The organism is Embleya sp. NPDC055664, from assembly GCF_053618075.1.
In genome coordinates, this window is sequence record NZ_JBSHGZ010000032.1 from 1 (window position 1) to 24,444 (window position 24,444).

Annotated in this window: 19 protein-coding genes; 12 read left to right on the forward strand and 7 right to left on the reverse strand. The window is 71.4% G+C overall.

Going from position 1 to position 24,444, the window contains the following annotated elements:
- Positions 1 to 192 precede the first annotated feature (192 nt).
- The 3 genes from ACWGR4_RS36075 to ACWGR4_RS36085 form a co-directional block, all read right to left on the reverse strand.
- A complete protein-coding gene (locus ACWGR4_RS36075; protein WP_380002122.1) occupies positions 193 to 582 on the reverse strand; it encodes a chaplin in 390 nt (129 codons plus the stop codon).
- A gap of 381 nt (positions 583 to 963) precedes the next feature.
- A complete protein-coding gene (locus ACWGR4_RS36080) occupies positions 964 to 2,487 on the reverse strand; it encodes a carotenoid oxygenase family protein (protein WP_452134300.1) in 1,524 nt (507 codons plus the stop codon).
- Between the two features lie 184 nt (positions 2,488 to 2,671).
- Entirely contained in the window at positions 2,672 to 3,211 is a 540-nt protein-coding gene (locus ACWGR4_RS36085; protein WP_452134029.1) for a putative immunity protein, read from the reverse strand.
- Between the two features lie 144 nt (positions 3,212 to 3,355).
- Here ACWGR4_RS36085 and ACWGR4_RS36090 point away from each other — a divergent pair, with 144 nt between their 5' ends.
- Positions 3,356 to 4,048, forward strand: coding sequence for a tetratricopeptide repeat protein (locus ACWGR4_RS36090; RefSeq protein ID WP_452134030.1), 693 nt, complete (start codon positions 3,356 to 3,358; stop codon positions 4,046 to 4,048).
- A gap of 135 nt (positions 4,049 to 4,183) precedes the next feature.
- Entirely contained in the window at positions 4,184 to 6,529 is a 2,346-nt protein-coding gene (locus ACWGR4_RS36095) for a collagenase (protein WP_452134031.1), read from the forward strand.
- Between the two features lie 112 nt (positions 6,530 to 6,641).
- On the opposite strand, the gene ACWGR4_RS36100 is transcribed toward ACWGR4_RS36095, so the two are convergent.
- Positions 6,642 to 6,827, reverse strand: a complete 186-nt coding sequence (locus ACWGR4_RS36100) for an antitoxin (RefSeq protein ID WP_380002132.1) — start codon at positions 6,825 to 6,827, stop codon at positions 6,642 to 6,644.
- Positions 6,828 to 6,866: 39 nt separating this feature from the next.
- Positions 6,867 to 7,472 (reverse strand): helix-turn-helix domain-containing protein, encoded by a 606-nt coding sequence (locus tag ACWGR4_RS36105; protein WP_452129206.1) that lies wholly within the window; start codon positions 7,470 to 7,472, stop codon positions 6,867 to 6,869.
- A 129-nt stretch (positions 7,473 to 7,601) separates the two neighbouring features.
- On the opposite strand from ACWGR4_RS36105, the gene ACWGR4_RS36110 reads away from it, so the two are divergent.
- Positions 7,602 to 9,194: an MFS transporter gene (locus ACWGR4_RS36110; RefSeq protein ID WP_452129207.1), complete on the forward strand. Its 1,593-nt coding sequence runs from the start codon at positions 7,602 to 7,604 to the stop codon at positions 9,192 to 9,194.
- 293 nt (positions 9,195 to 9,487) lie between these two features.
- Positions 9,488 to 10,462 carry an alpha/beta hydrolase gene (locus tag ACWGR4_RS36115; RefSeq protein WP_452129208.1) on the forward strand — a complete coding sequence of 325 codons (975 nt, stop codon included), beginning with the start codon at positions 9,488 to 9,490 and terminating at the stop codon, positions 10,460 to 10,462.
- A 135-nt stretch (positions 10,463 to 10,597) separates the two neighbouring features.
- Here the strand turns inward: ACWGR4_RS36115 and menC are convergent, their stop codons facing one another.
- Entirely contained in the window at positions 10,598 to 11,707 is a 1,110-nt protein-coding gene (menC, locus tag ACWGR4_RS36120; protein WP_452129209.1) for an o-succinylbenzoate synthase, read from the reverse strand.
- Positions 11,704 to 12,510, reverse strand: coding sequence for a GNAT family N-acetyltransferase (locus ACWGR4_RS36125; protein WP_452129210.1), 807 nt, complete (start codon positions 12,508 to 12,510; stop codon positions 11,704 to 11,706). Before ACWGR4_RS36125 ends, menC begins: the two co-directional genes overlap by 4 nt.
- 700 nt (positions 12,511 to 13,210) lie before the next feature.
- On the opposite strand from ACWGR4_RS36125, the gene ACWGR4_RS36130 reads away from it, so the two are divergent.
- The 8 genes from ACWGR4_RS36130 (at position 13,211) to ACWGR4_RS36165 (ending at position 24,422) form a co-directional block, all read left to right on the forward strand.
- Complete coding sequence (locus tag ACWGR4_RS36130; protein WP_452129211.1) at positions 13,211 to 14,242, forward strand: ABC transporter permease; 1,032 nt, start codon at positions 13,211 to 13,213, stop codon at positions 14,240 to 14,242.
- 80 nt (positions 14,243 to 14,322) lie between these two features.
- Complete coding sequence (locus ACWGR4_RS36135) at positions 14,323 to 16,152, forward strand: ABC transporter substrate-binding protein (RefSeq protein WP_452129212.1); 1,830 nt, start codon at positions 14,323 to 14,325, stop codon at positions 16,150 to 16,152.
- 72 nt (positions 16,153 to 16,224) lie between these two features.
- A complete protein-coding gene (locus ACWGR4_RS36140; protein ID WP_380002150.1) occupies positions 16,225 to 17,223 on the forward strand; it encodes an ABC transporter permease in 999 nt (332 codons plus the stop codon).
- Positions 17,220 to 18,317 (forward strand): ABC transporter ATP-binding protein, encoded by a 1,098-nt coding sequence (locus tag ACWGR4_RS36145; RefSeq protein WP_452129213.1) that lies wholly within the window; start codon positions 17,220 to 17,222, stop codon positions 18,315 to 18,317. Before ACWGR4_RS36140 ends, ACWGR4_RS36145 begins: the two co-directional genes overlap by 4 nt.
- 23 nt (positions 18,318 to 18,340) lie before the next feature.
- Positions 18,341 to 19,480, forward strand: coding sequence for an ABC transporter ATP-binding protein (locus ACWGR4_RS36150; protein ID WP_452129214.1), 1,140 nt, complete (start codon positions 18,341 to 18,343; stop codon positions 19,478 to 19,480).
- Positions 19,481 to 19,524: 44 nt separating this feature from the next.
- A complete protein-coding gene (locus ACWGR4_RS36155) occupies positions 19,525 to 22,518 on the forward strand; it encodes a LuxR C-terminal-related transcriptional regulator (protein ID WP_452129215.1) in 2,994 nt (997 codons plus the stop codon).
- Positions 22,519 to 22,690: 172 nt separating this feature from the next.
- Complete coding sequence (locus ACWGR4_RS36160; RefSeq protein ID WP_452129216.1) at positions 22,691 to 23,563, forward strand: NAD-dependent epimerase/dehydratase family protein; 873 nt, start codon at positions 22,691 to 22,693, stop codon at positions 23,561 to 23,563.
- On the forward strand, positions 23,556 to 24,422 hold the full coding sequence (locus ACWGR4_RS36165; protein ID WP_452129217.1) for an MBL fold metallo-hydrolase: 867 nt from the start codon (positions 23,556 to 23,558) through the stop codon (positions 24,420 to 24,422). Before ACWGR4_RS36160 ends, ACWGR4_RS36165 begins: the two co-directional genes overlap by 8 nt.
- The last annotated feature ends 22 nt before the right edge of the window (positions 24,423 to 24,444 follow it).

Here is a 24,444-nt window from a genome sequence, read left to right on the forward strand (position 1 = left end):
GGTCTCGGAGGCCGACGTCGTCACGTGGACCGATGACGAACGCCGCGCACCGTCACCCACCAACCGATTCGCCCCGCCGGATCCGGGTGGGATCCGACGGGGCGAGGCAACGGGAACCGAATTCAACCAACGGCGTCCGTTTCGATGGTCGGGGCCGATCGCGCGAGCGCCGGCTCCCGGGTCGGCGGGTCGTCAGACCCCGACACGTTCCAGGAGCGAGCGGTGGCCGTCGTCGTGCTGGTAGCCACCGCCGCCGTGGGGGCGGTGGCCATGGGGACGGTGGTGGTCACCCTCGTGGTCGTAGTCCTCGTAATCCTCGTCGTCGTAGTCGTTGTTCTCGATCTCGGCAATGACGCATTCGCTCCCGAACGCCGGGTTGAGCGCGGCGACCGCGTTGGCGGTATTGGCGCACCCCTCGGCCGGCGTATGGAACGGAGACTGGCCGATGTTGCCGGAAAAGACACCCGAGGACTTCACCGCGGCGGCGTCGGCCTCGGAGCTCGCACTCGCGGCACCCGTGCCCGCCATCACGAGAGCGGCGGTACCGACGGCCAGGGCTCCGGCCTTTTTGAACGAGTTCACGACAATCTCCCGTATAGCGCAACATCCGCGCCGCCGGACCGCGACGCGCACTCGGTTCAACGAGAGCACCCGCCTCCGGCAACCACTATCGCCCCGGTTCACCCGAATGACTCACAACCGCGCCTTCCGGACGCCTCGACCTCACCAGAGGGCGGGATACCCGAATCATCCCCGGCGTGAGTGCCGTGAAGCGACCGGTTCGGGATGGACGCGGCCCGACGGTCGGACGGGGGTCAACCGATGTCGGGCCGCGCGGGTGCCGGCCACGGGGGGAGCCGGCACACCCGTACAACTACCCCAGTCACACAGGGCAATACACCAACAACCTTATGTATTCGCGATGTTCGTGATCGCACAACCGGCGGGCGGCGCATCGCGGCGTCAGTCCGTCGGGACCCAGCTCCCGTGGAAGCCGAGCGGGACCCGGACGGGGAGGTGGACGCGCGCCACCGGCTTGCCGGTGAAGTCCTGCGCGGACAGGACGACCAGGTCGGTGGCGTCGCGCTCGGGATTGTTCACGTAGGCGAGGATGTAGCCGTCGTCCTCGGCACGTCCCGCGGACGCGCCCCGCTCGGCCGGAACGAACACCGGCTCGCTCGCGTCCGCGCCGCGCGGAAGGCGGTGCACCGCGGTCGTACCGCGCAGCAGGTCGTGCTTGACCAGCCCATTGCCCGCCCGGATGCCACTCTCGCTCACCGCCGGCCCGTAGGCGCGGTACAGCTCGACGGACGCCGCGGTGTAACCGTATCGGTGGCGCCTACCCAGGTACGCCTCGTTGATCCGGGGGAACTCCTGCGGGCGATCGTCGACACGTTCGGTGCGCACGACCCCGCGCACGGGGTCGATCGTCCAGCGGTGCAGCGAGGGCGGTCCGGCCGCGGCCGGACCGCCGAGTCCGCGTCCGGCGGGCTCGAAGGGCGCGGGCATGCGCGTGAAGTCGACGACGACACGGCCGGCGCCGTCGTCGTAGGCGTTGAGCGTGTGCGAGAAGTAGAACGGCGGGATGTCGAACCATGCCGTCGGGCCGCCCGCTCGTGGCAACAGGCCGACGCGCGCCGGGTGTCGTGCGTTCCAGACGTAGGGCACCAGGGCCCCCGCAACGGCGGCGTCGGCGTCGAAGGTGATGGGGTTGTCGAAGAGGACGACGTACTTCTCGGTGAGGCCGAAGTCGTGCATCATCGGCGAGTCCGCCACCGGGACGCGCGTGGTTCGGGCGACGTGGCCGGCCCGGTCCAGCACGATGTGGCGCACGTGGTCCCAGTCGATGGCGTACGTCACCGCGTGCAGTTCGCCGGTGTACGGGTCGAACTTGGTGTGTGCCGCGAAGGATCCGTCGAGGGTGCGGTCGAAGTCGCACAACCCGACGGTGTTCAGATCGCCGTCGAGCGCGTAGGGCAGCGGCCCGCCCTCTTGGCACGCCAGAATACGTCCGCGATACCCGATCACGTGCGTGTTGGCCGGGAAGTCGTCGACGGGGGGCGGCTGGGGGCCCCGGTACGGTTCCCCGAGCCGGGCGGCGACGTCGGCCGAACGCACCCAGCGACTGCGGTACCACTCGGCCCGACCATCACGCAGCCGCACGCCGTGGACCATTCCCGCGCCGATCATCCAGTGGTGCGCCCGGGGGTCTTCCAGGCCCAGGACGTTGGGTCCGTTGCGCAGGTAACGACCGTCGAGCGCGCGCGGCAGACGACCGGTGACGGGCAGGTCGAAGGCGGTGACCTCCTCCCACTGCGGGGCCAACGCCCCTTCCAGAAACGGGAATCGACGACGGTCGACGGCGTCGGGATCGGCCTGCGGCGCGGCGGCGAACGCCGGGCCGGTCGCGCCGAGGGCGCCCGCGGCGATCCCGCCCGCCGCGAGTGCGCCACCGCGCAGGACGGTCCGGCGTGTGGGGCTGCTCATGACGACACTCCGTTTCGTGGGCTGTGCGTCCAGCGTGCCGCCGCCCCGGCACCACGACGATGACGCTGCCCCCCGGACCCCGGTGGGCCTGTACCCACCCCCGGCGGGGCCCGGGCGCCGACGCCCGCCACTTTTCGATCGCATCACTCCCCCGCCTGTTGTCCAGGCCCACGCCCCGCGTGGTTCAGGCGCCCGCCCGCAGAGCGGCGTCGAGGGCGCTCATGAGCTGTCCGACGCGGTTTCTCGAGGTCGGCGCGAGGGGGTATCGCCGCAGTACGGAGACCAGTTCGGGCGTGGCGCGTCGCCGAGCCTGTTCGATCAGCGCGTCCCCGACCGCCGGGTTGCCGCCCGCGCCCAGTTCGCCGATGCGGGCGGCGCTCGCTGCGGCGCGCAGAATGTGTCCGACCTGGGTGGCCCGCGATATCGGGTGCAGGTAGGCGGCGGCGGCCGCGTCGCCGGCGGACCGCGCGGCAAGGCGGGCCGCTTCGATGCCCGCGTCCTTGGCGGCCCGGTGCGCGTCCAGGGACGTGACGCGCTGCAGCCTGGTCCGCCGCGCACCGTCGACGAACTCCCAGGCGGCGTCGAGCGCCGCGCGCGGGCGAGGGTCGCCGGGAACACCCTGCTCGAACACGTGCAGGACGTCCCGCGCGCTCTCCGCCGCATAGCGCGTCACGACGCGCAACTCGTCCATGGTCAGCTCGAAGTCACCGAAAACGCTCGCCATGGCTTCGATCCTGCCACCGCCGGCCGGCGGGCGAGACCCCCGGATACGGGCCCTGCCCGTCGGTATGGTGACGTCCGCAGGTCCGTTCGACACGCCTCTCGGATCGAGTCGACGACCGACCGGGGAAACGACGAGGAGCCAACCATGGCCGCGGACGGTCGGATCGAACGGGCCAAGGGCTCCTACGAACTCAGCGTATTCGGCGGCGACCACGCCGAACTCGATGCCGCCGATCGCGAACTCGACGCGGTGGAAGCCGAGTTGGAGCTGTCTCGCGGACGCGTACGGCACGCCCGGTTCCTGGCCCGGCGGGACGTGGACGCGAGCGAGGACCCGGCCGAACTGCCCGCGTTCGAACGCGCGTTGGCGTTGTTCCGGGCCCTGGGCCAGGTCCGGGGCGAGGCCGAGGTGCTGTTCTGGATCGGCGCCGTCCATCAGGTCGTCCGACGCGACAACGCCACGGCCGTACCGTTCCTCGAACGCTCCCGCGACCTCGCGGCACAGGTCGGCGACCGGGAGACCCTGGCCGAGGCGCTGCGCCACCTCGGCATCGCCGACCACGCCGCCGGTCGCCTGGAGGCGGCCCGGGAGCACCTGACCAGGTCATCCGAGATTCGCCGGACGGCCGGACACCAGGCGGCAGTCGCGGCGAACATGGTGGGCCTCGGCTACATCGCCGCCGCAGCGGGGCGCCGCGACGACGCGCTGCGCATTCTCACCGAGGCGGATGCGCTCGCACGGACCCACGAGGCACACGCCATCGTGCGCCAGGTCGCGCAGGCCCGAGCACACCTTGGCCAGCCACCACCCCAAACCCCGTACGGGGCCGCGATGTGACGGCGTTTCAGGCGTAGCGGGTGGCATTCCGGTCGAGACTCTTCCGGCGCCGTGCGACATGTGCCATGTTACATGTCGCACATCGGAAGGCTGCGTCTCGGTACGCGGCCACAACAGCTCCGGAGGCCCCCGCACATGCGTCTCTCCCGGATATCTACGGCCCACGCGCGAAGACTCCCCGCGCTCGGCGTAGCCCTGTTCCTGACCCTCGGCCTGTTCGCTCCACAGGCCCAGGCCCAGACCCAAGCCCAGGCCCAGGCCCAAGCCGCCACCGCCCCGGCCGCGGCCCGCGCAAGCGCCGGCAAAACCCCGCCCACCGCGCCCCGGTCGATCCCGGTCCCCAAGTCACCCGACGCCCGGGCCGACGCCTCCGGCTTCAACATCTCCTCGCAGGAAGGCACCGAGGAGCACGCCCGGTCGGCCCCGCCGACCACCGAACCCGGCGCGGACGCCAGGCAGTTCTCGGCCGCCGCCAACGGATGCGGCAACCTGTCCGCAGTGATCGACGCGAGCGGCCCCGAGCTGATCCGACAACTGACGGCCCTCCCCGACGTCACGTGCACGTACCCGCTGTTCAACCTCACCGGCCCGACCGCGGGAACGGCCTTCCGCGAAGCCAAGATGGTCACCGTCGCCGACGCGCTCCGCGACGCCTCCGCGGCGTACCCCGGCACCAACGACACCTCCATCGGGCAGCTCGTGCTGTTCCTGCGCGCCGGCTACTACGTGCAGGACAACAACACGAACGCCGTCGGCGCCTACGGCCCGGCACTGGACACCGCCGCCCGCGCCGCACTGGACGCCTTCTTCGCCTCCCCGCACAGCAAGGACGTCACCGACGCCAACGGCGCGACCCTCAACGAGGTCGTCACGCTGATCGACAGCACCGGCACCGCCGGCCGGTACGCCGGCGTCGTCAAGTGGCTCCTCGCAAGCTACGACGCCACATGGCCCGACGCGATGACCCTCGCCGTGGCGCACGTCGAGTGGGTCGCCGAGAACGGCTTCAAGGCCAAGAACGACGCCCGCGGTTGGCGGGCCGCCCTCAAGGCCGACCCCACCATCACGAACACCTGGGCCGACTTCATCACCCGCAACAACGCCCAACTCAACCGCCTGGACGTGGTCAGCAACGTCGGCCGCTTCCTCGGCTACGCCCTCGACATCCCCGAGTTGAAGGATCGGGTCCGACCGCTGCTGAAGGACCTGATCAACCGCTACCCGAACATCGGCCCCACCGGACCGATCACCATGAACCTGGCCTGGTACACCCGCGCGTTCGACCGGAACAACTGTGCGGCGTACGCCATTTGCGACCTGGGTGCCCGGGTGCTCCCGGTCGTGTTGCCGACCCAACACACGTGTAGCCCGAACCTGAAGATCCGCGCCCAGGACATGTCCCCCGCGCAACTGACCGGCACCTGTACCAGTCTGATCAACCAGGACGCCTACTTCCACCGGGTGATCGGCGACAAGGGCGCGATCCCGGGCGATGTGAACACCAACCTCGAGGTCGTCGTCTTCGACGACTACACCCAGTACTCGCTGTACGGCTGGGCCATCTACGACATCGACGTCGACAACGGCGGCACCTACGAGGAGGGCAACCCGAACCTGGCCGGCAACCAGGCCCGCTTCATCGCCCACGAGGCCGACTGGCTGCGTCCGTCCTTCCAGATCTGGAACCTCAATCACGAGTACACCCACTACCTCGACGGCCGCTACAACATGTACGGCGACTTCGAGGCCGGCATGACCACACCGACCATCTGGTGGGTCGAGGGCATCGCCGAGAACATCTCGTACGGCTACCGCAACCAGCGCAACGCCGACGCGATCGCCGCGGCCGGACAGAAGACCTACACGCTCAGCCAACTCTTCGACACCGTCTACGACCAGGACGACAACCCCGACGTCAACTCGGCCCGGGTCTACCGGTGGGGCTGGCTGGCCGTGCGCTACATGCTCCAGGCGCACCCCGCCGACGTCGAGACCGTGCTCGCCAAGTACCGCACCGGCGACTGGGCCGGCGCCCGCACCTTCCTGAAGCAGACCATCGGCACCGGCTACGACGCCGACTTCGCCGGCTGGCTGACGACCACCTGCGCCACCGCCGACTGCGGCCCGCTGCCGGAGGCCGCGGCCGTTGCGCTGTGCACCAACGCCGATCCCCGGCAGTTCGACAAGAACTGCCGCCGGGACAATCTCGCGGCCACCACCGGCAACGCCGCCTACCACTTCCTGTACCTGCCGGCCGGCGTCAAGGAGTTGACCATCACCACCACCGGCGGCACCGGCAACGCCGACCTGTACTACGGCGGCGGCACCTGGGCCACCACCACCGACTACCGGGCGAAGTCCACCAACGCCGGCAACGCCGAGACCCTGACGATCGCCGATCCGCCGTCCGGCTGGGTCTACTTCACCCTCGCCGCCGCACAGAGCTTCACCGGCGTCACCGCGAGCACGCAGTACCGGTGAGCCGGTCCGCCGGCCATCGTTGATCCGGGGTGAGCCGGCACAACCCCGAGCACGACGGCGGTCCCCGCCATCCGATGTCGGATGGCGGGGACCGCCGCGTGGCTCTCCACCGTTACTGCGGCGGAGTGTCCTGATCCCCGCCGAGTCGGTCCTTCAGCTTGTCCTGGGCAGTGTCGACCTGACCGCTGTACCTGCCCTGGGTCTTGTCGTCGACGAAGTCGCCCGCCTTGTCGACGCCCTGCCCGGCCTTGTCCTCGTGGCCCTTCAGCATCTGCTTGAGCTTGTCCATGACGGACATCGTGGCCCTCCTCGAACGTGGTGATCCCGCACTCCAGCGTCACACTCGTTCGAGCGGGGTGCATCCGGAGTCGCCGCCTTCGCGCTGGTGGCCGCGCCGGGCGTCGCGGTCGAAGATGCCCAGGATCTCGCAGGGCCCGCCGGCCGTACCGATCGCGTGCGGCAACATCGTGGGGAACTCGGCGGCCTGATTCGTCTCGATGCGGAGGCGGCGGTGGCCGAGCATCAGGATCGCCGTGCCGGACAGCACGACGAGCCATTCCCGGCCCGGGTGGGCGCGCATCCGCGCGGGATTGTCCGGCGGCGGCTCCGTCATGCGCTGACGCACCACGCTCATGCCCGGATCGCCCTTGATGGGCCAGCGCATCAGGCCGTGCGCGCCGTCGATCATCGGACTGACGACGACGTCGTCGGTGGCGGTCTCCACGAGCTGGTCCAGCGTGGTGTCCAGTGCGCGGGCGAGGGTGACCAGCTGATCCAGCGCGAGCCGGCGCCGCCCGTTCTCGATCCGGCTCAGTGAGGACTGACTGAGGTTGGCGCGCCCGGCCAGCTCCTCCAGGGACCAGCCCTGCGCCACCCGCAGGGCACGGATGCGTTTGCGCACGAGGCTGTCCAGCTCCCCATCTTCTTGCGTCATGGGCAACATCGTATGCCTGTGATGCAAATCGGGCCTAGCGTCGAGAGTGCTTGATCCCCAGCCTTCGGCCCCACCCGCCGGCAACCCGCCACCGGTCCTACCGGCGTCTGTTCGGCATGCCGTTTTCGAGAGGACCCCATGAGTACGAACCAGCCCGAACCGACCGCACCGGCCGGCGGGGGCGGTGTACCCGACGCGCGTCGGCTGCGCGCCATCCTGATCGCCGTATCCGTCGCCCTCATGGCCGTCATCGCCTCGGTGTCCGGGTTGAACGTCGCCCAGACCCACATGGCGGTCGAGTTCGACGCCTCGCAGGGCACGATCCTGTGGATCATCAACATCTACACCCTCGCCCTGGCCGCGCTCCTGCTGCCGCTCGGCGCGATCGGCGACCGCCTGGGCCGCAAACCGATGCTGATCGCCGGGTTGGGCGTCTTCGCCGCCGCGAGCGTCGCGGCGGGCCTGGCCCCGACGGCGGAGGTCATGCTGGCCGCGCGCGTGGCCGCCGGTGTCGGAGCCGCGATGATCATGCCGATCACCCTGGCCGTCATCACCGCCACCTTCCCCGAGGCGCAGCGCGGCAAGGCGATCGGCGTGTGGACCGGTGTCGCCGGGGGCGGCGGCATCCTGGGCATGTTCCTGTCCGCGCTCCTCGTCGATGTCGCGGACTGGCGTTGGTTGTTCGTACTGCCCGTCGTGCTGAGCGTCGTGGCGCTGGCGATGACGCTGAAGTCGGTCCCCGACTCCCGGGAGAAGTCGGCCCATCGTTTCGACACGGTCGGCGCGCTGGTCTCCGTCGTCGCCGTGGTCGGCCTCATCTTCGTCCTGCAGGAGGGTCCCGAGCACGGTTGGACGGCTCCGGCGACGGTGATCGGCCTCGCCGTCGGCGGGATCGCCGCCCTCGGTTTCGTGGCCTGGGAATTGCGCCGGCGGGACGCCTCGCTGCTGGATGTACGGCTGTTCCGCGAGCGTGGCCTCGCGGGCGGGTCGCTGACGCTGCTGGTGGTCTTCGGGGTCCAGGCGGGTATCGCCGTGGTCCTGTTCCCGTTCTTCCAGGCCGTGCTCGGGTGGTCGGGCCTGCTGTCCACGCTCGCGCTGATGCCGATGGCCGTGATGATGATGACGGCCTCGGGCCTGGCCCCCGGGCTCGCGGCACGGATCGGCTCCCGCGCGACGATGGCCGTGGGCATCGCGGTGGCCGGGATCGGCCTGGCCCTGATGGCCCTGTTCGTCTCCGCCACCGGCGGCTATCCGACCGTCCTGCCCGGCATGCTCGCCATGGGGATCGGCATGGGCCTGTCGATGACGCCCTCCACCGAGGCGATCACCGGATCCCTGCCGCGCGAGAAGCAGGGTGTCGCCTCCGCGCTCAACGACGTCACCCGCGAGTTCGGCACCGCCCTCGGCGTGGCCCTGCTCGGCGCGCTGCTGTCCGCGGGCTACCGCAGCGCCATCGCGGACCGGCTGACCGGCATCCCCCAAGGGCCCGCGGACACCGCCCGGGAAGGCATCGCCAACGCCGTCGAGGTGGCGGACGACACCGGCCCGCACGCGCCGGACCTGCTCCACGCCGCCCGGCAGTCCTTCGTCGACGCCTGGCAGCAGGCCATGTGGGCGGGCGCGGCCGTGCTGGGCGCGCTCTTCCTCTACATCGCCCTCCGCGGCCCGCAAACCCAAGCCCCCACCGCCGTACACGAGCCGGAGACCCCCGACACGGTCACCACCCGATGAGCCCCGAAGCGCCGGGGCCGCCCGACCCGCTCCTCGCCGATCAGCCGCCATCGGCCCCCGCCCGGAACACCTGCTCACCACGTTCGCCGAGCACGCCCACCCCACGACCCACCCCCGCCGCTGCTTCACCCCGAGCCGGCAACCGAAGCGACCGCCTCGAAGGCGAACCCGGCCGATATGTACCAGGATGGACCGGGGGGCTCGTCCCGTGAGCGGCCGTCCGCACCCGAGCGGTCGGCCGTCGGCGCGGGACGGACATTCCAGGCCACGCAGTGCTCGTGATCGGAGCCGACATGACCCCGCTTCCCCCGCCGATCAAGCCTTACCTCGAACCCGCCGCGCAGGAGTTGTGCAACGCCACCGCCCCGCATCCGCGAATCTACGAAGTGCCTCCGGAGAAGGGCCGCGAGATCCTGCTGGGGCTGCAGAGCGACCCGACGGTGCCCCGGCCGGACGTCGACGAGGAGTGGGTCGAGGTGGACGCCGGCGAGTGGGGCACCGTCCGCACCCGCATCATCCGGCCCAAGGAAGCCGTCGGCCCGCTGCCCGTGGTCTTCTACATCCACGGCGCCGGCTGGGTCTTCGGCGACGACAAGACGCACGACCGCCTCTTCCGCGAACTCGCCGTCGGCGCCGGCGCCGCGGGCGTCTTCCCCGTGTACGACCGGGCGCCCGAGGCGAAGTACCCCACCCAGGTCGAGCAGAACTACGCCGTGGGGCGGTGGGTCCTGGAGCACGGCGCGGAACACGGCCTGGACACCTCACGGATCGCCGTCACCGGCGAATCGGTCGGCGGCTGCATGTCGACGGTGTTCGCGCTGATGAACAAGGAGCGCGGCGGCATCGACCTCAAGGCCCAGGTCCTGCTCTACCCGGTGACCGACGCCGACTTCGACACCCCCTCGTACCTGCAGTTCGCGGAGGGCTACTACCTCACCCGCGACGGCATGAAGTGGTTCTGGGACGCCTACACCACCGACCCCGCCCAACGCGCCGAACGCCACGCCTCTCCCCTGCGGGCGAGCCTCGACCAGCTCAAGGGCCTCCCGACCACCCTGGTCATCACCGACGAGGCCGACGTGCTGCGCGACGAGGGCGAGCAATACGCCAACAGGCTGCGCGAGGCCGGCGTCGACGTCACCTCCGTCCGCGTGGCGGGCATGGTCCACGACTTCCTCCTCCTGGACAGCCTGCGCGACACCCGCGCCGCGAACGTCGCCCGCACACTCGCCGTCAACGCCCTGCACACAGCCCTGCACGGCAACTGACCCGCCGCGGCGCACCCCACCACACGCCGAGACCGGACCCGGCGCCTTCCCGGGCAAGTCCCGGGCCCGGTCTCGCGGCCCCGTACCGCCACTACGTCGACCGGGTCGACCGCAGGGCGATCGGGGCCGCGGCCCCTACATCTTGATCCACTCGACCGACGTGGTCACCGCGTCGAGGACGTCGGGCAGGGGTTCTACGCCGAGTCCGGGGCCGGTGGGGACGTCGAGGTGGCCGTCGGAGAGCACGAATGGCTTCGTGATGTCGGTGGCGAAGTATCGGCCGGACGCGGATGTGTCGCCCGGGAGGGTGAAGCCGGGCAGCGCGGCCAGGGCCACGTTGGCGGCGCGGCCGAGGCCGGTCTCCAGCATCCCGCCGCACCAGACGGCGACGCCGTGGGCCCGGGCGAGGTCGTGGATGCGGCGGGCTTCGAGATAGCCGCCGACGCGCCCCGGCTTGATGTTGACGACGGAGCAGGCGCCGAGGGAGATGGCCGCCGCCGCGTCGGCCGCGGACGTGATGGATTCGTCCAGGCAGATCGGGGTGCGCAGCCGCTTGGCCAGTGCGGCGTGCCGGACCAGGTCGTCGTTGGCCAGGGGCTGTTCGATCAGCTGGAGGCCGAAGTCGTCCAGTGCGGCGAGGTGTTGCGCGTCCGAGAGGGTGTAGGCCGCGTTGGCGTCGACCTGCAGCGGCAGTTCGTCGCCGAAGCGCTCGCGCACCGCGCGGACCGGAGCGAGGTCCCACCCGGGCTCGATCTTCAGCTTGATCCGCACGTAGCCCTCGGCGATGTACCGCTCCACGGCGTCGAGGAGTTCGGGCACGGAGTCCATGATCCCGACCGAGACACCGCAGGGGACCCGGTCCCGCGCGGCGCCCAGGTAGGAGCCGAAGGACTCGTCGGCGGCGCGCAGATGCGCGTCCAACACCGCCGTCTCCAGCGCGGACTTCGCCATGCGGTGGCCGGTGAAGGGTGCCATGACCCGGGCCGGCTCGTGCACGTTCAGGCCGTCCTTCGGCAGGGCGGGGATCAGGAACCGGCGCAGCACGTGTTGCACGCTGTCCACGTACTCGGAGGAATAGCGCGGCTCGGACATGGCCCCGCACTCGCCCCACCCTTCGTGGTCGGCGGTGACGACGCGGACCAGCAGCACGTCGCGGGTGGTCTCCACGCCGAAGGAGGTGCGGAACGGGGTGACGAGCGGCATCGCGATCCGACGCAGTTCGATGCCGGTGATCTTCGTCTTCATGACTGGTGCTCCTGTACCGGGGGTCGGACACGGGTGGTGCCGGTGGCGGTGGTGCGTTGCACCACGTAGCGGCGGCGTTCGTGGAAGCCGACGACGCGGGCGCCTTCGGCGAGCAGACCGCCCAGGGTGGCCCGTACGGCCAGCCGCCAGGCCCGGGCGGTGCCGGGGTCGGTCAGGCGCAGCGCCTCGATGTCGTCGGGGAGGTCGACGAGTACGGTCTCGGCGTCGGTCGAGGCGATCTCCGGGCGGCCCCGGTGATTGCGCACGCCGTGGGCGGCGCCGAGCGGCGGCTCGACCGCCGCGGGCGGGGTGGGCGCGGTGAGGTCCCAGGCGACCAGGACCCGGTCGGACTCGTCACCGCCGTTGATGGTGTCGTGCATCGCGCCGTAGAAGGACGGCACGTAGTCCTCCGGCAGGGCGCCGAGTTTGGTCAGATTGAAGTGGGCGTTGCGGCGGATGAGCGGGTCGTAGGTCCAGGTGATGCGGCGTAGTCGATGCGCGAGCGCCCACTGCCGCTGGTGCATCTTGAGGGCCAGGCCCACGCCGCGCCCCACGACGGAGCCGGTGATGTGCGAGTGCAGGCTGGTGCCGACGGGTTCGCCGAAGAAGCCGACCGACGCTCCCACCAGGCGGCCGTCCTCGTACGCTCCCGCCACGTAGTTCCCGGTGTGCGCGAGTGCCCGCAGGACCTCGGCGGAGATGGGTGAGTTGCCGGGTCGGGACCCCCAGATGCCGGCATAGAGGAGGCTGACGGCATCGAGGTCCTCCATCATGCGCAGTTCTCGGATTGTGGATCCGTTCATCGCAGTGCTCCGACTGGGTGGGCCGGCGGCCGGGCAGGGGCCGGCACGGTGGCGGTGAGGGCATGTGGGTGATCGGTGTGCGCGGCGCAGCCGGCCGCGCACGGGGCCGCCGGGCGCGGAACACCCCACCCCGGCGGGGTGGTTGCCGTATCGGGCCGCACGGAAGCCGGCCGCCGCGGTGGACCGTGGCCGTACGCGTTCACGTCACTTCCGCAGGTTAAAACCGGCGGGGTTCCGGCGCCTTTGTTTCGGGCTACCGGGATACGCCCGCCGATTTGTACGCCGGAACAATCGGGGCGGGTCGGCCGCGCGGCGGAATTCGTGCGCGCCGGAGATTCGGTATTCCCGTGCCCGCGCGCGGTTCGGGCGCGCGCGTATCCGATAATTCCGGGAGTTTTCCGGGATCCGGGCCCTCGGTATCGCGCCGGCGCGCCTCTTTGGCCGGACATACAAAGCATTCGAGGAATCTCTGGACGGGCATCACATGCCTCCGGCGGATCCAGGGGCCACGCTTTCCGCAGGCACAATCCGGCAAACGTACGGCGGGCCCGTCCCGCCCCGCGGGAGGTGCCGGTGTGAGCGGTGGCGAATCCGCGCTCCGGTCCCGATGGCCGAACTCCGCGGCGCGGTGTGGTCGTCCCGCGCCCGGTGCGCATCCATTACGGTCCGGCCGGCGCCGGTCGAGAGGGGTCCCTGGCAGATGACGGCACCATTGCACGAGCCGACCGCGAAGGCGGCCCCGAACCCGGTCGCGGCAGCGGCCCCCGGCGCGGTCGACGAAGCGGCGGCGGTCGGGGGCGACACCGAGCCCGTACAGGGCCGTTCGCCGGCGCGAATCGCCTGGGAACGGCTCAGGCGGGACAGGTTGGCCCTGGCGGGCGGCGCCGTCATCCTCGCGCTCGTCGTGATCGCGGTGTTCGCGCCGGTGATCTCGAACCTGATCGGACAGGATCCGAACGTCTTCCACGAGAACACGATCGACCCGCTGTTCGGCACCCCCAAGGGATCCCTCGGCGGCATCGGCGGCGAGCACCTGCTGGGCGTGGAGCCGGTCAACGGCCGGGACATCCTCGCCCGTATCCTCCACGGCGCCCGGATCTCGCTGCTCGTCGGCTTCCTGTCCGCCCTCGTGGCGGTCGTCCTGGGCACGGTCCTGGGGATTGTGGCGGGCTTCTTCGGCGGTTGGGTGGACGCGGCCATCAGCCGCGTCATGGACGGTCTGCTCGCCTTCCCACAACTGTTGTTCATCATCGCGCTGGTCTCGGTCATGCCGAACGACATGCTGGGCATGACCGGTTCGAGCGTCCGCGTCTTCGTGATGATCCTGGTCATCGGTTTCTTCGGATGGCCCTACATCGGGCGCGTGGTGCGCGGCCAGACGTTGTCGATGCGCGAACGCGAGTACGTCGAGGCCGCCCGAGCCCTGGGCGCCGGGCGTTTCCACATCCTGGCCAAGGAGTTGCTGCCCAATCTCGTGGCCCCGATCGTCGTCTACACGACGATGATGATCCCCACGAACATCCTGACCGAGGCCGCGCTCAGCTTCCTGGGTGTGGGCGTCAAGCCGCCCACCGCCTCGTGGGGACAGATGCTCTCGAACGCGATCGACTACTACGACTCGGATCCGCTGTACATGATCGTTCCGGGCGTGGCCATCTTCACCACCGTTCTTGCCTTCAACCTCTTCGGCGACGGCGTGCGCGACGCGCTCGACCCCAAGGGCTCGCGCTGAACCGCCGTACCCCAGGCCACCCGAGGCGACCCGCGGCACTTCACCCCGGGTCCCGCACGCAATCCGGAGGATCCGAGATCGTGACTACCCGACACGCCCCAGGGCGACGCACGCAGGCACTGGCCGCCGCGGCCGTGGTCGCAGGACTGCTGACCACGACGGCGTGCGGCGGTGGTGGCGACGACAAGGCGAGCGCGGCCGGCTACGACGCCGCCACCACCAAGGTCGTGAACGCCGCCACGACGAAAGGCGGCACCCTGAGATTCGCCGGCACCCAGGACGGCGACTCGTGGGACACCACCCGCAGTTACTACGGCTTCGCCTGGAACTTCATGCGCTTCTACAGCCGCCAACTGGTCACCTACAAGACCGAACCCGGCAAGGCGGGCGCCGGGCTGACCCCCGACCTCGCCACCGACGGGGGCAGGGTGTCCGACGACGGCAAGACGTACACCTTCACCCTGCGCGACGGGGTCACGTGGGAGGACGGCAAGCCGATCACCGCCAAGGACGTCAAGTACGGCATCGAACGCCAGTGGGCGCAGGACGTGTTGTCGGGTGGTCCGGTCTACCTCAAGGACGTCCTCGACCCCGACGGGGAGTACCACGGCCCCTACCAGGACGAGTCCGCCGACAAACTCGGCCTGAAGGCGATCGAGACGCCCGACGACAGGACGATCGTCTTCCGTCTGCCGCAACCCAACAGCGACTTCCCGCAGATGCTCGCGATCCCGTCGGCGTCCCCGGTGCGCCAGGACAAGGACACCAAGTCCAAGTACGGCCTGCGCCCGTTCTCCAGCGGCCCGTACCGGTTCGAGTCGTACGACCCGGGCAAGGGCCTGGAACTGGTCCGCAATCCGCAGTGGAAGGAGGCCTCGGACCCGGTCCGCAAGGCCTACCCGGACGCCGTGAGTGTCAAGTTCTTCTCCAACGCCAACGACATGGACCAGCGGCTGATCGCCGGCGACTACGACCTGGACCTCGGCCAGTCCGGCCTGTCGCCGCAGGGCCGCCAGATCGCGCTCAAGCAGCACAAGGGCAACCTGGACAACCCGCTCTCCGGCTACGTCCGCTACGCGACCTTCCCGCAGAACGTGAAGCCGTTCGACAACGAGCACTGCCGCAAGGCGGTCATCCACGGGGCCGACCACCTGTCGCTGCAGACCGCGCGCGGCGGCCCCGTGGCCGGCGGCGACATCGGGACCAACATGTTGCCGCCGACGGTCCCGGGCTCCCAGGGCGTCACGTACGACCCATTCGACATGGCGGGCACCGACCGCAACGGCAACGTCGCCAAGGCCAAGCGGGAGTTGGCGGCCTGCGGCAAGCCGGACGGCTTCACCACCACCATCGCCGTCCGCAACAACAAGCCGGTCGAGGTGGCCACCGCCCAGTCCCTGCAGGCGTCGTTGAAGAAGATCGGCATCGACGCGCAGATCGACCAGTACGACGGCTCGCAGACCTCCGGCATCGTCGGCAGCCCCGACAACGTGGCGAAGAAGGGCTACGGCATCGTCATCGACGGCTGGGCCGCCGACTTCCCGTCCGTCCAGGGCTTCGGCCGGCCGCTGTGGGACGGCAAGTACGTGCTGGAGAGCGGCAACGTCAACTACGCCCTGATCAAGGACCAGGCGATCGACGACCTCTTCGACGCCTACGCCAAGGAGCCCGACGAGGGCAACAAGGGCCGGATCGCCGCGCAGATCAACCACAGGGTCATGGAGGGCGGGTACTACCTGCCCTTCACCTACGAGAAGTATCTGAACTGGCGCGGCGGCCGACTCACCAACGTCTACATGACGGACGCCTACAACGGCTACGACTTCGTCAGCCTCGGTCTGCACTCCACGAAGTCCGCCGACTCCGCCAACTCAGCGAACTCCGCGCAGTCGTCGAAGACTTCGCAGTGAACCCCCGGCCACCCGTCGAACGGCACGAAAGGCAGGTGAAGGCCGGCGCGGCATGACCGCGGGCCGTCAGCTGTGCTCACTTACCTGATCAGGCGGCTGTTCGCCGCCGCAGTGATGCTGGTGGTCATCATCATGGTGGTCTTCGGCATCTTCTTCCTCGTCCCCAAGTGGACGGGCGTCGACATCGCCGCGAGCTTCGTGGGCAAGCAGGCCGACCCCGCCGCCGTCGAGGCCGTGCGGGACAAGCTCGGCCTGAGCGAGCCCATCCACGTCCAGGCGTGGGAGTTCTTCAAGGGCATCTTCGCGGGCCGCACCTACTCGACCGGCGGTGACGTCGTGCACTGCTCCGCGCCGTGCTTCGGCTACTCGTTCAAGAGCGAACAGGCCGTCTGGCCGGTGTTGACCGACCGTTTCCCGGTGACCCTGGGACTCGCGCTCGGCGCCGCCGTGTTGTGGCTGGTCTTCGGTGTCGCGGCGGGCGTGCTCTCCGCGCTCAAGCGCGGCAGCCTGTGGGACCGCGGCGCGATGGTCGCCGCCCTCGCGGGGGTGTCCCTGCCCATCTACTTCACCGGCATGCTCTCCCTGGCGACCTTCGCGTTCGGACTCGAGTGGCTCGACGCGCAGTACGTGCCGTTCGGCCGGGATCCCGGCGGCTGGTTCGGCGGCATGATCCTGCCGTGGATCACCCTCGCCTTCCTGTACGCGGCGATGTACGCGCGGATCACCCGCGCCACGATGATGGAGGTCCTGGGCGAGGACTACATCCGTACCGCGCGCGCCAAGGGCCTGCCGGAGCGGACCGTCATCGGCAAGCACGCCATGCGCTCCACGATGACGCCGATCCTGACCATGCTGGGCATGGACCTCGGCGCGCTCATCGGCGGCGCGATCCTCACCGAGTCGACGTTCAACCTGCCCGGCCTCGGCCAGGCAGTGCTGAACGCCATCCGAAACCAGGACCTGCCGATCATCCTGGGCGTCGTCCTGATCACCTCCCTCTCGGTGCTGCTGGCCAACCTCCTGGTGGACGTGCTCTACGCCGTGATCGACCCCCGAGTGAGGCTCGCATGACCATCCCCGACACGAGCACCGCCGTATCCGACCGGCCCGCCGGCGCCTCGACCGCGCCGCGCCCCTTCCTGGACGTGCGCGACCTGCGGGTGCACTTCCCGACCGACGACGGCCTGGTCAAGTCCGTCGACGGGCTCAGCTTCCACCTGGAGAAGGGCCGGACCCTGGGCATCGTCGGCGAATCGGGCTCCGGCAAGTCGGTGACCTCGCTCGGCATCATGGGCCTGCACACGACCGGGCAGTACGGCAGGCGCAAGGCGCGGATCTCCGGCGAGATCTGGCTGGACGGCACCGAGTTGTTGTCGGCCGGACCCGAACACGTACGCAAGCTGCGGGGCCGGCGGATGGCGATGATCTTCCAGGATCCGTTGTCCGCGCTGCACCCGTACTACACGATCGGCCGGCAGATCGTCGAGGCGTACCGGATCCACCACGACGTCGACCGCAAGACCGCCCGCAAACGGGCGGTGGAGATGCTCGACCGGGTCGGCATCCCGCAGCCGGACAAGCGGGTCGACGCCTACCCGCACGAGTTCTCCGGCGGCATGCGCCAGCGCGCGATGATCGCGATGTCCCTGGTGAACAACCCCGAACTGCTCATCGCGGACGAGCCCACCACCGCCCTCGACGTCACCGTCCAGGCGCAGATCCTCGACCTCGTCCTGGACCTGCAGAAGGAGTTCGGCTCCGCGGTCATCGTGATCACCCACGACTTGGGCGTCGTCGCCGAACTCGCCGACGACATCCTGGTGATGTATGCCGGCCGCTGTGTCGAACGCGGCCCGGCGGAACGGGTGTTCCACGAACCCAGGCACCCCTACACCTGGGGTCTGCTCGGCTCGATGCCGCGCCTGGACCGCGAGCAGCAGGACCGGCTCGTCCCGGTCGAGGGCTCCCCGCCGTCCCTGATCAACCTGCCGTCCGGCTGCGCCTTCCACCCGCGTTGCCGTTACGCGGACGTGCCGAAGGACGACATCACCCGCACGATCCGCCCCGAACCCACCGAGGTCGGCGAGCGGCACTGGGTCGCCTGCCTTCTGACCCGGGAGCAGCGGGAGCGGATCCGGGCCGAAGAGATTGCGCCGAGGTCGTGAGCGAGAACGCGGAGGACGACGCAGTGAGCAACCGTGTGCAGGGCGACGGCGAACGGGCCGGTGGGGTCGGCTCGTTCGACACCGGCGGTAGGGCCGGCCGCGCCGAGGACGCGGCACCCGGCGAGGTCCTGCTGAAGGTGACCGGGCTGCAGAAGCACTTCCCGATCCGCAAGGGCCTCTTCCGGCGCCGGGCCGGCGCGGTGCGCGCCGTCGACGGCATCGACTTCGAGGTGCGCTCGGGCGAAACGCTCGGGGTGGTGGGCGAATCGGGCTGCGGCAAGTCGACGATGGGCCGGTTGATCACCCGCCTGCTCGAACCGACTTCGGGCACGATCGAGTTCGAGGGCGAGGACATCACGCGCCTCGGCGTGCGGGGCATGCGCCCGCTGCGCCGGGACGTGCAGATGATCTTCCAGGACCCGTACTCGTCGTTGAACCCGCGCCACACCACCGGCACGATCATCGGCGCGCCCTTCCGGCTCCAAGGGGTCGAGCCCGAGGGCGGCATCAAGAAGGAGGTACAGCGACTGTTGTCGGTGGTCGGCCTCAGTCCCGAGCACTACAACCGCTACCCGAACGAGTTCTCCGGCGGTCAGCGCCAGCGCATCGGCATCGCCCGCGCGCTGGCCCTCAGGCCGAAGCTGGTGGTGGCGGACGAGCCGGTGTCGGCGCTCGACGTGTCGATCCAGGCCCAGGTCGTCAACCTCATGGACGACCTGCAGCGCGAACTGGGCCTGACCTACGTGATCATCGCGCACGACCTGTCCGTGGTCCGGCACGTCTCGGACCGGATCGCGGTGATGTATCTCGGCAGGATCGTCGAACTCGCCGATCGGGAACTGCTCTACCGGGCGCCGATGCACCCGTACACCAAGGCGCTGATGTCGGCCGTCCCGATCCCGGACCCGCGGCGCAGAAGGGATCGGAGCGAGCGCGTGCGGCTCGAAGGCGACGTACCCTCGCCGATCGACCCGCCCAGCGGCTGCCGCTTCCACACCCGGTGCTGGAAGGCGACGTGGGTCTGTACGACGGCCGAGCCGCCGTTGGAGGAGCTGCGGCCGGGGCAACAGGTGGCCTGCCATCACCCGGAGAACACCACCGAGCAGGCCCCGCAGGACACCGGCGCGGCCACGCCGGCACGGGTGGCGCCGACTCGTCGGTAACACCCGTGCGGGCGGGGCCGAGGGCCCCGGATAAGTTGACCTTCGTGCTCCACGGACGAACGCCCCACACCGCCGCCCTCGAAGCCCTGGTCCGCGCCGCGGCCCGGGGCCGCGGGGGCGCGGTCGTGCTGGTCGGCGACATCGGCACCGGAAAAAGCGCCCTGCTCGACGCCGCCGCCGAGGCCGCGAGGGGACTGGGGGAGCTGCGCGACGCCGGGGCGGAGGCCGGGACGGGGCTGCCGGTGCTGCGCGACGCCGGGACGGAGGCCGGAACCGGACTTCCCGTGCTGCGCGGTGCCGGGGCGGAGGCTGGGACCGGGGCGCGCGTACCGCGTGGCGCCGACGCCGACGCCGGGACCGGGGTGCGCGTGGCGCGGAGTGCCGGCGTGGAGGCCGAGACCGGGGTGCGGGTGGTGCGGGGTGCCGATGGGGTGGGCGGGGTGCGGGTGTTGCGGGGGGCCGGGGTCGAGTCGGAGGCTCGGTTGCCGTATGCGGGGCTGCATGTCGTGCTTCGGGAGGCGCTGCATCTGGCCGACCGGCTTCCCCGGCATCAGGCCGAGGCGCTGCGCCACGCCGTGCACGGAACCGCCGCGGATCCGGCCGCGCCGGGCGATTACGACCGGTTCCTCGTCGGCGCCGCCGCGCTCAGCCTGCTCGGCGAACTCGCCGACGAGCAGCCGCTGCTCGTGCTCGTCGACGACGCCCACTGGCTCGACCAGGAAAGCGCCGACGCCCTGCTGTTCGCCGCGCGCCGGCTCGCGGCCGAGCCCGTGGCGATCGTCTTCGCCGCGCGCGAAGGGTCGGCCGACTTCGACGCGCCGGGGCTGCCCGTGCACCGCCTGGAGCCGCTCGACGACGACGCCGGCACCGCGCTGCTCGACCGGCACGCCCCCGGCCTCACCCCGGCCGTGCGCCGCAGGCTGCTACGCCGGGCGGCCGGGAATCCGCTCGCCCTGGTCGAACTCGCCGCCGCGCTCACGCCCGGCCTGCGCCCCGAGGCGGACCTGCTGGACGACCACGAGATCGCCGTGCTGCCCGCGTCCTGGCGGGTGCGACGCCTGTACGACGAACGGATCGCGACCCTGCCCGCCGCCACCCGCACCCTCCTCACCCTCGCCGCGGCCGACGACACCGGCGACCCCGCGCTCGTACTGCGCGCGGGACGCGAACTCGGCGCCGTGCCCGACGATCTCGAACCCGCCGAACAGGCGGGGCTGATCCACCTCACCGCCACGCATCTCGCCTTCCACCATCCGCTCGCCCGCGCGGCGGCCTATCACGGCGCCACCCTCGGCCGGCGCAACGCCGCCCACCACGCGCTCGCCGCGGCGCTGCCCGAGAGCGACCGCGACCGGCAGACCTGGCACCTGGCCGCCGCCACGGTCGGCCACGACGCCGCCGTGGCCGACCGGCTCGAGGAAACGGCCGAACACTTCCGCGCCCGGGGTGGGCGGGCGACGGTCGCCACCGCGTACCGGCGAGCGGCCCAACTCACCGAGGACCCGCGACTGCGCGCCCACCGGCTCACCCAGGCCGCGCTCGCCGCCGCCGAGGCGGGCCGGCCCGAGACCGCCGCCGCGCTCGCCGAGGCCGCCGCGCCGTACGCCGACGATCCGGCGGTGACCGCCAGGCTCGCGTCGATCCGCGCCACCGTCGAACACACCGCCGGACGCCCCGACGCCGCCCGCCTCATCCTCGTCGAGGCCGCCCGCACCACCGCGCCACACGACCCGGACACCGCCGCCGGAATCCTCTTCGAGGCCGTCGCCGCCGCCTGGGACACCCCGGATCCCGCCGGCGCCACCACCGGCATCCTCGACACGCTCGCGGGCCTCGACTTCGGCGCCGGTCCCGCGCACACCGGCGCCCTCGCCCTCCACCACCTCGCCACCGGAAACCCCGAGGCCGGCCACCCCCTCCTGCGTCGTTTCACCGACGGCACGCGGGCCGCGGGCGGCACCCGCCCGCTCGCGGACGAAACCCGCCTCCAGGGCTGGGACATGCTCCTCGGCGACTACCGGGGCGTGCACGACCGGGCCGAAGTCCTCGAACGGCGGGCCCGCGAGCAGGGCGCGATCGGCATCCTGCCCACGCTGCTGCTCCGGCTCGCCCGCTGCCGCCTGTTCCTCGGCCGCCACGAGCACGCGCACAGCACCGCCGTCGAGGGTCTCGACATCGCCCGAAGCACCGCCAACCACCACCACGAGGCCATGCTCCACGGCGTGCTCGCCGTCCTCGCCGCGATCGACGGCGACGAGGACGGGTATCACGCCGCCGCCCGCCACGCCGGCGCCGGCGGCGGGCCAGCCGTCTGGACGGCCTGCGCGGAAGCCCTCCTCGACCTCGGTCGGGGCCGCCACGAAACCGCGCTGACCCGGCTCACCGACATCGCCGACGGCCCCCGCGCCCACGTCGCCGTCGCCATCCACGGCCTGGCCGACCACGTCGAGGCCGCCGCCCGTCTCGGCCGCCCCGACGAAGCCCGGCGCACCGCCGAACGGTTCACCACGTGGGCGCACGGCACCGGCACCCCGTGGGCGCACGCCGTCGCGCTGCGCTGCCGGGCCCTCCTCGCCGCCGACGACACCGCCGGCGACCTGTACCGGTCCGCCCTCGAAGCCCACCGCGGCGACGGCCGGCCCTTCGAAGCCGCCCGCACCGAACTCCTCTACGGCGAATGGCTGCGCCGCAACCGGCAGCGCGCCGCCGCCCGCACCCACCTCACGGCCGCCCTCACCGCCTTCGAAACGCTCCGGGCCGGCCCGTGGCAGCACCGCGCCGCCGCCGAACTCCGCGCCGTCGGCGCCCCCGCGGCCGGCCCGGTCGACACCGGCGGCCACGCCGACGCCACCGCGCGGCTCACCCCGCAGGAGCTGCACGTCGCCCGCCTGGCCGCCACCGGGCTCAGCAACCGCGACATCGGCGCCCGCCTGTTCCTCAGCCCCCGCACCGTCGCCTACCACCTCTCCAACGCCTACCCCAAACTCGGCATCACCTCCCGCGCAGCGCTGGGCAGCCTCGACTGGCCGACCGCCTGACCCGCCGCCCGGGAGATCGCAAAGGCGTCCGCGACGATCGACAGCACCCCGGCAGCCCGGTACCCACCCCGGTCATTCGACGGATCCGCCGCGCCCCGCGCGCCCCTACTGTCGTGCTCGCAACGCCGATCACCACATCGGCCCACGAACCCACACGCACCAGGGGCACACCATGAAGGTCCTCGTCCTCGGCTCCACCGGCTACATCGGCACCGCCGTCACCCGCCGCCTCATCGAGGACGGCCACACCGTCGTCCCGTTCCTCAAGACCGGCACCCCCTCCGAGCCCGGCGTCGACGCGCGCTTCGGCGACCTCACCGACCCGGACAGCCTCATCGACGCCGTCACCGACGACATCGAGGCCGTCGTCAACCTCGCCACTCCCACCGGCGACGAACAGGCCGACGCCGCCGCCGTGGACGCCCTCACCTCACCGCTGCACGGCACCGGCCGCGCCTTCGTCTACACCAGCGGCATCTGGGTGCTCGGCGCCACCGGCGACCACGCCGTCGACGAGGACGCCCCCACCAACGCGATCGACATCGTCGGTTACCGCCCCCGCATCGAGCAGCAGGTCCTGGCCGCCGCCCGGAACGACGTGCGCAGCGCCGTCATCCGCCCCGGCATCGCGTACGGCCACGGCGGCGGCATACCCGCCCTCATGCTCGGCTGGGCCAAGGAGCACGGCACCGGCCGCTACGTCGGAACGCCCGGCACCCGCTGGCCGATGGTCCACATCGACGACCTCGCCGCCCTGTACTCCCTCGTCCTCACCAAGGCCGACGCCGGCACCCTCTGGCACGGCGTCGCCGTCCAGGCCGTCGCCACCCCGGCGCTCGCCGCAGCCGTCGACGTCGCCGCCGGCGGTGTCGGCCGCGCCGAGCCCTGGCCGCTCGAACAGGCCGCCGAAGCCCTCGGGTTCCCGTTCGCCGAGGCGCTCGCGCTCGACCAGACCGTCTCCGGCGAGCGCGCCGTGCGCCTGCTCGGCTGGCGGCCCACCCAGGCCCACCCGACCACCGACCTCACCGCCGGCACCCGTGCCTGAGGTCGACAACGCACCGGCCGCCACATCCGCCCGGCGCAGCTTTCCCGGTGCCCATCTCCCCATCTGCACCGCCTGCGGCACCCAGTACGCCGGCCCCCGTCCCGACTGCCCCGTCTGTCGGGACGACCGCCAGTACGTCCCCGTCGCCGGCCAGCGGTGGACCACCCTCGCCGAGCTGCACGCCGCGGGCCACACCGCGAAGTTCGCCGAACAGGGCCCCGACGTCCTCGGCATCGGCACCACGGAGTCCATCGCCATCGGCCAACGCGCACTGCTGCTGCGCACCACCGAGGGCAACATCCTCTGGGACTGCCCGTCCTACCTCGACGACTCCATGGTCGAGGCCGTCGCCGACCTCGGCGGCATCACCGCCATCGCGATCAGCCACCCCCACTTCTACTCCGTGATGGTCGAGTGGGCGCACGCCTTCGACGCACCCGTCTACCTGCATGAAGCGGACCGCTCCTGGGTCGGGCGCCCCGACCCCGCGCTGCGTTTCTGGTCCGGCGAGACCCATCGGCTGACCGACGAACTCACGCTGATCAACCCGAGGATCCACTTCCCGGGCAGCGCCGTCCTGCACTGGAGCGCGGGCGGCGGGGCGCTGTTCTCGGGCGACGTCCTCAACGTCTGCCCGGACTGCCGCTGGATCACCGTGATGCACAGCTACGCCAACCACATCCCCGAACACCCCGACGCCGTCCGCCACGCCGCCGAACTGCTCGGCCGTCACCGCTTCGAACGCATCTACGGCGCCTGGTGGGACCGCGTGGTCACCGCCGACGGCAACGCGGTCCTGCGCCGCTCCGTCGAGCGCTACCTCGCCTGGGAGGGCGCCACGACGGACCGTACCGCCTGACCGCACCACCCGACACGCGTCG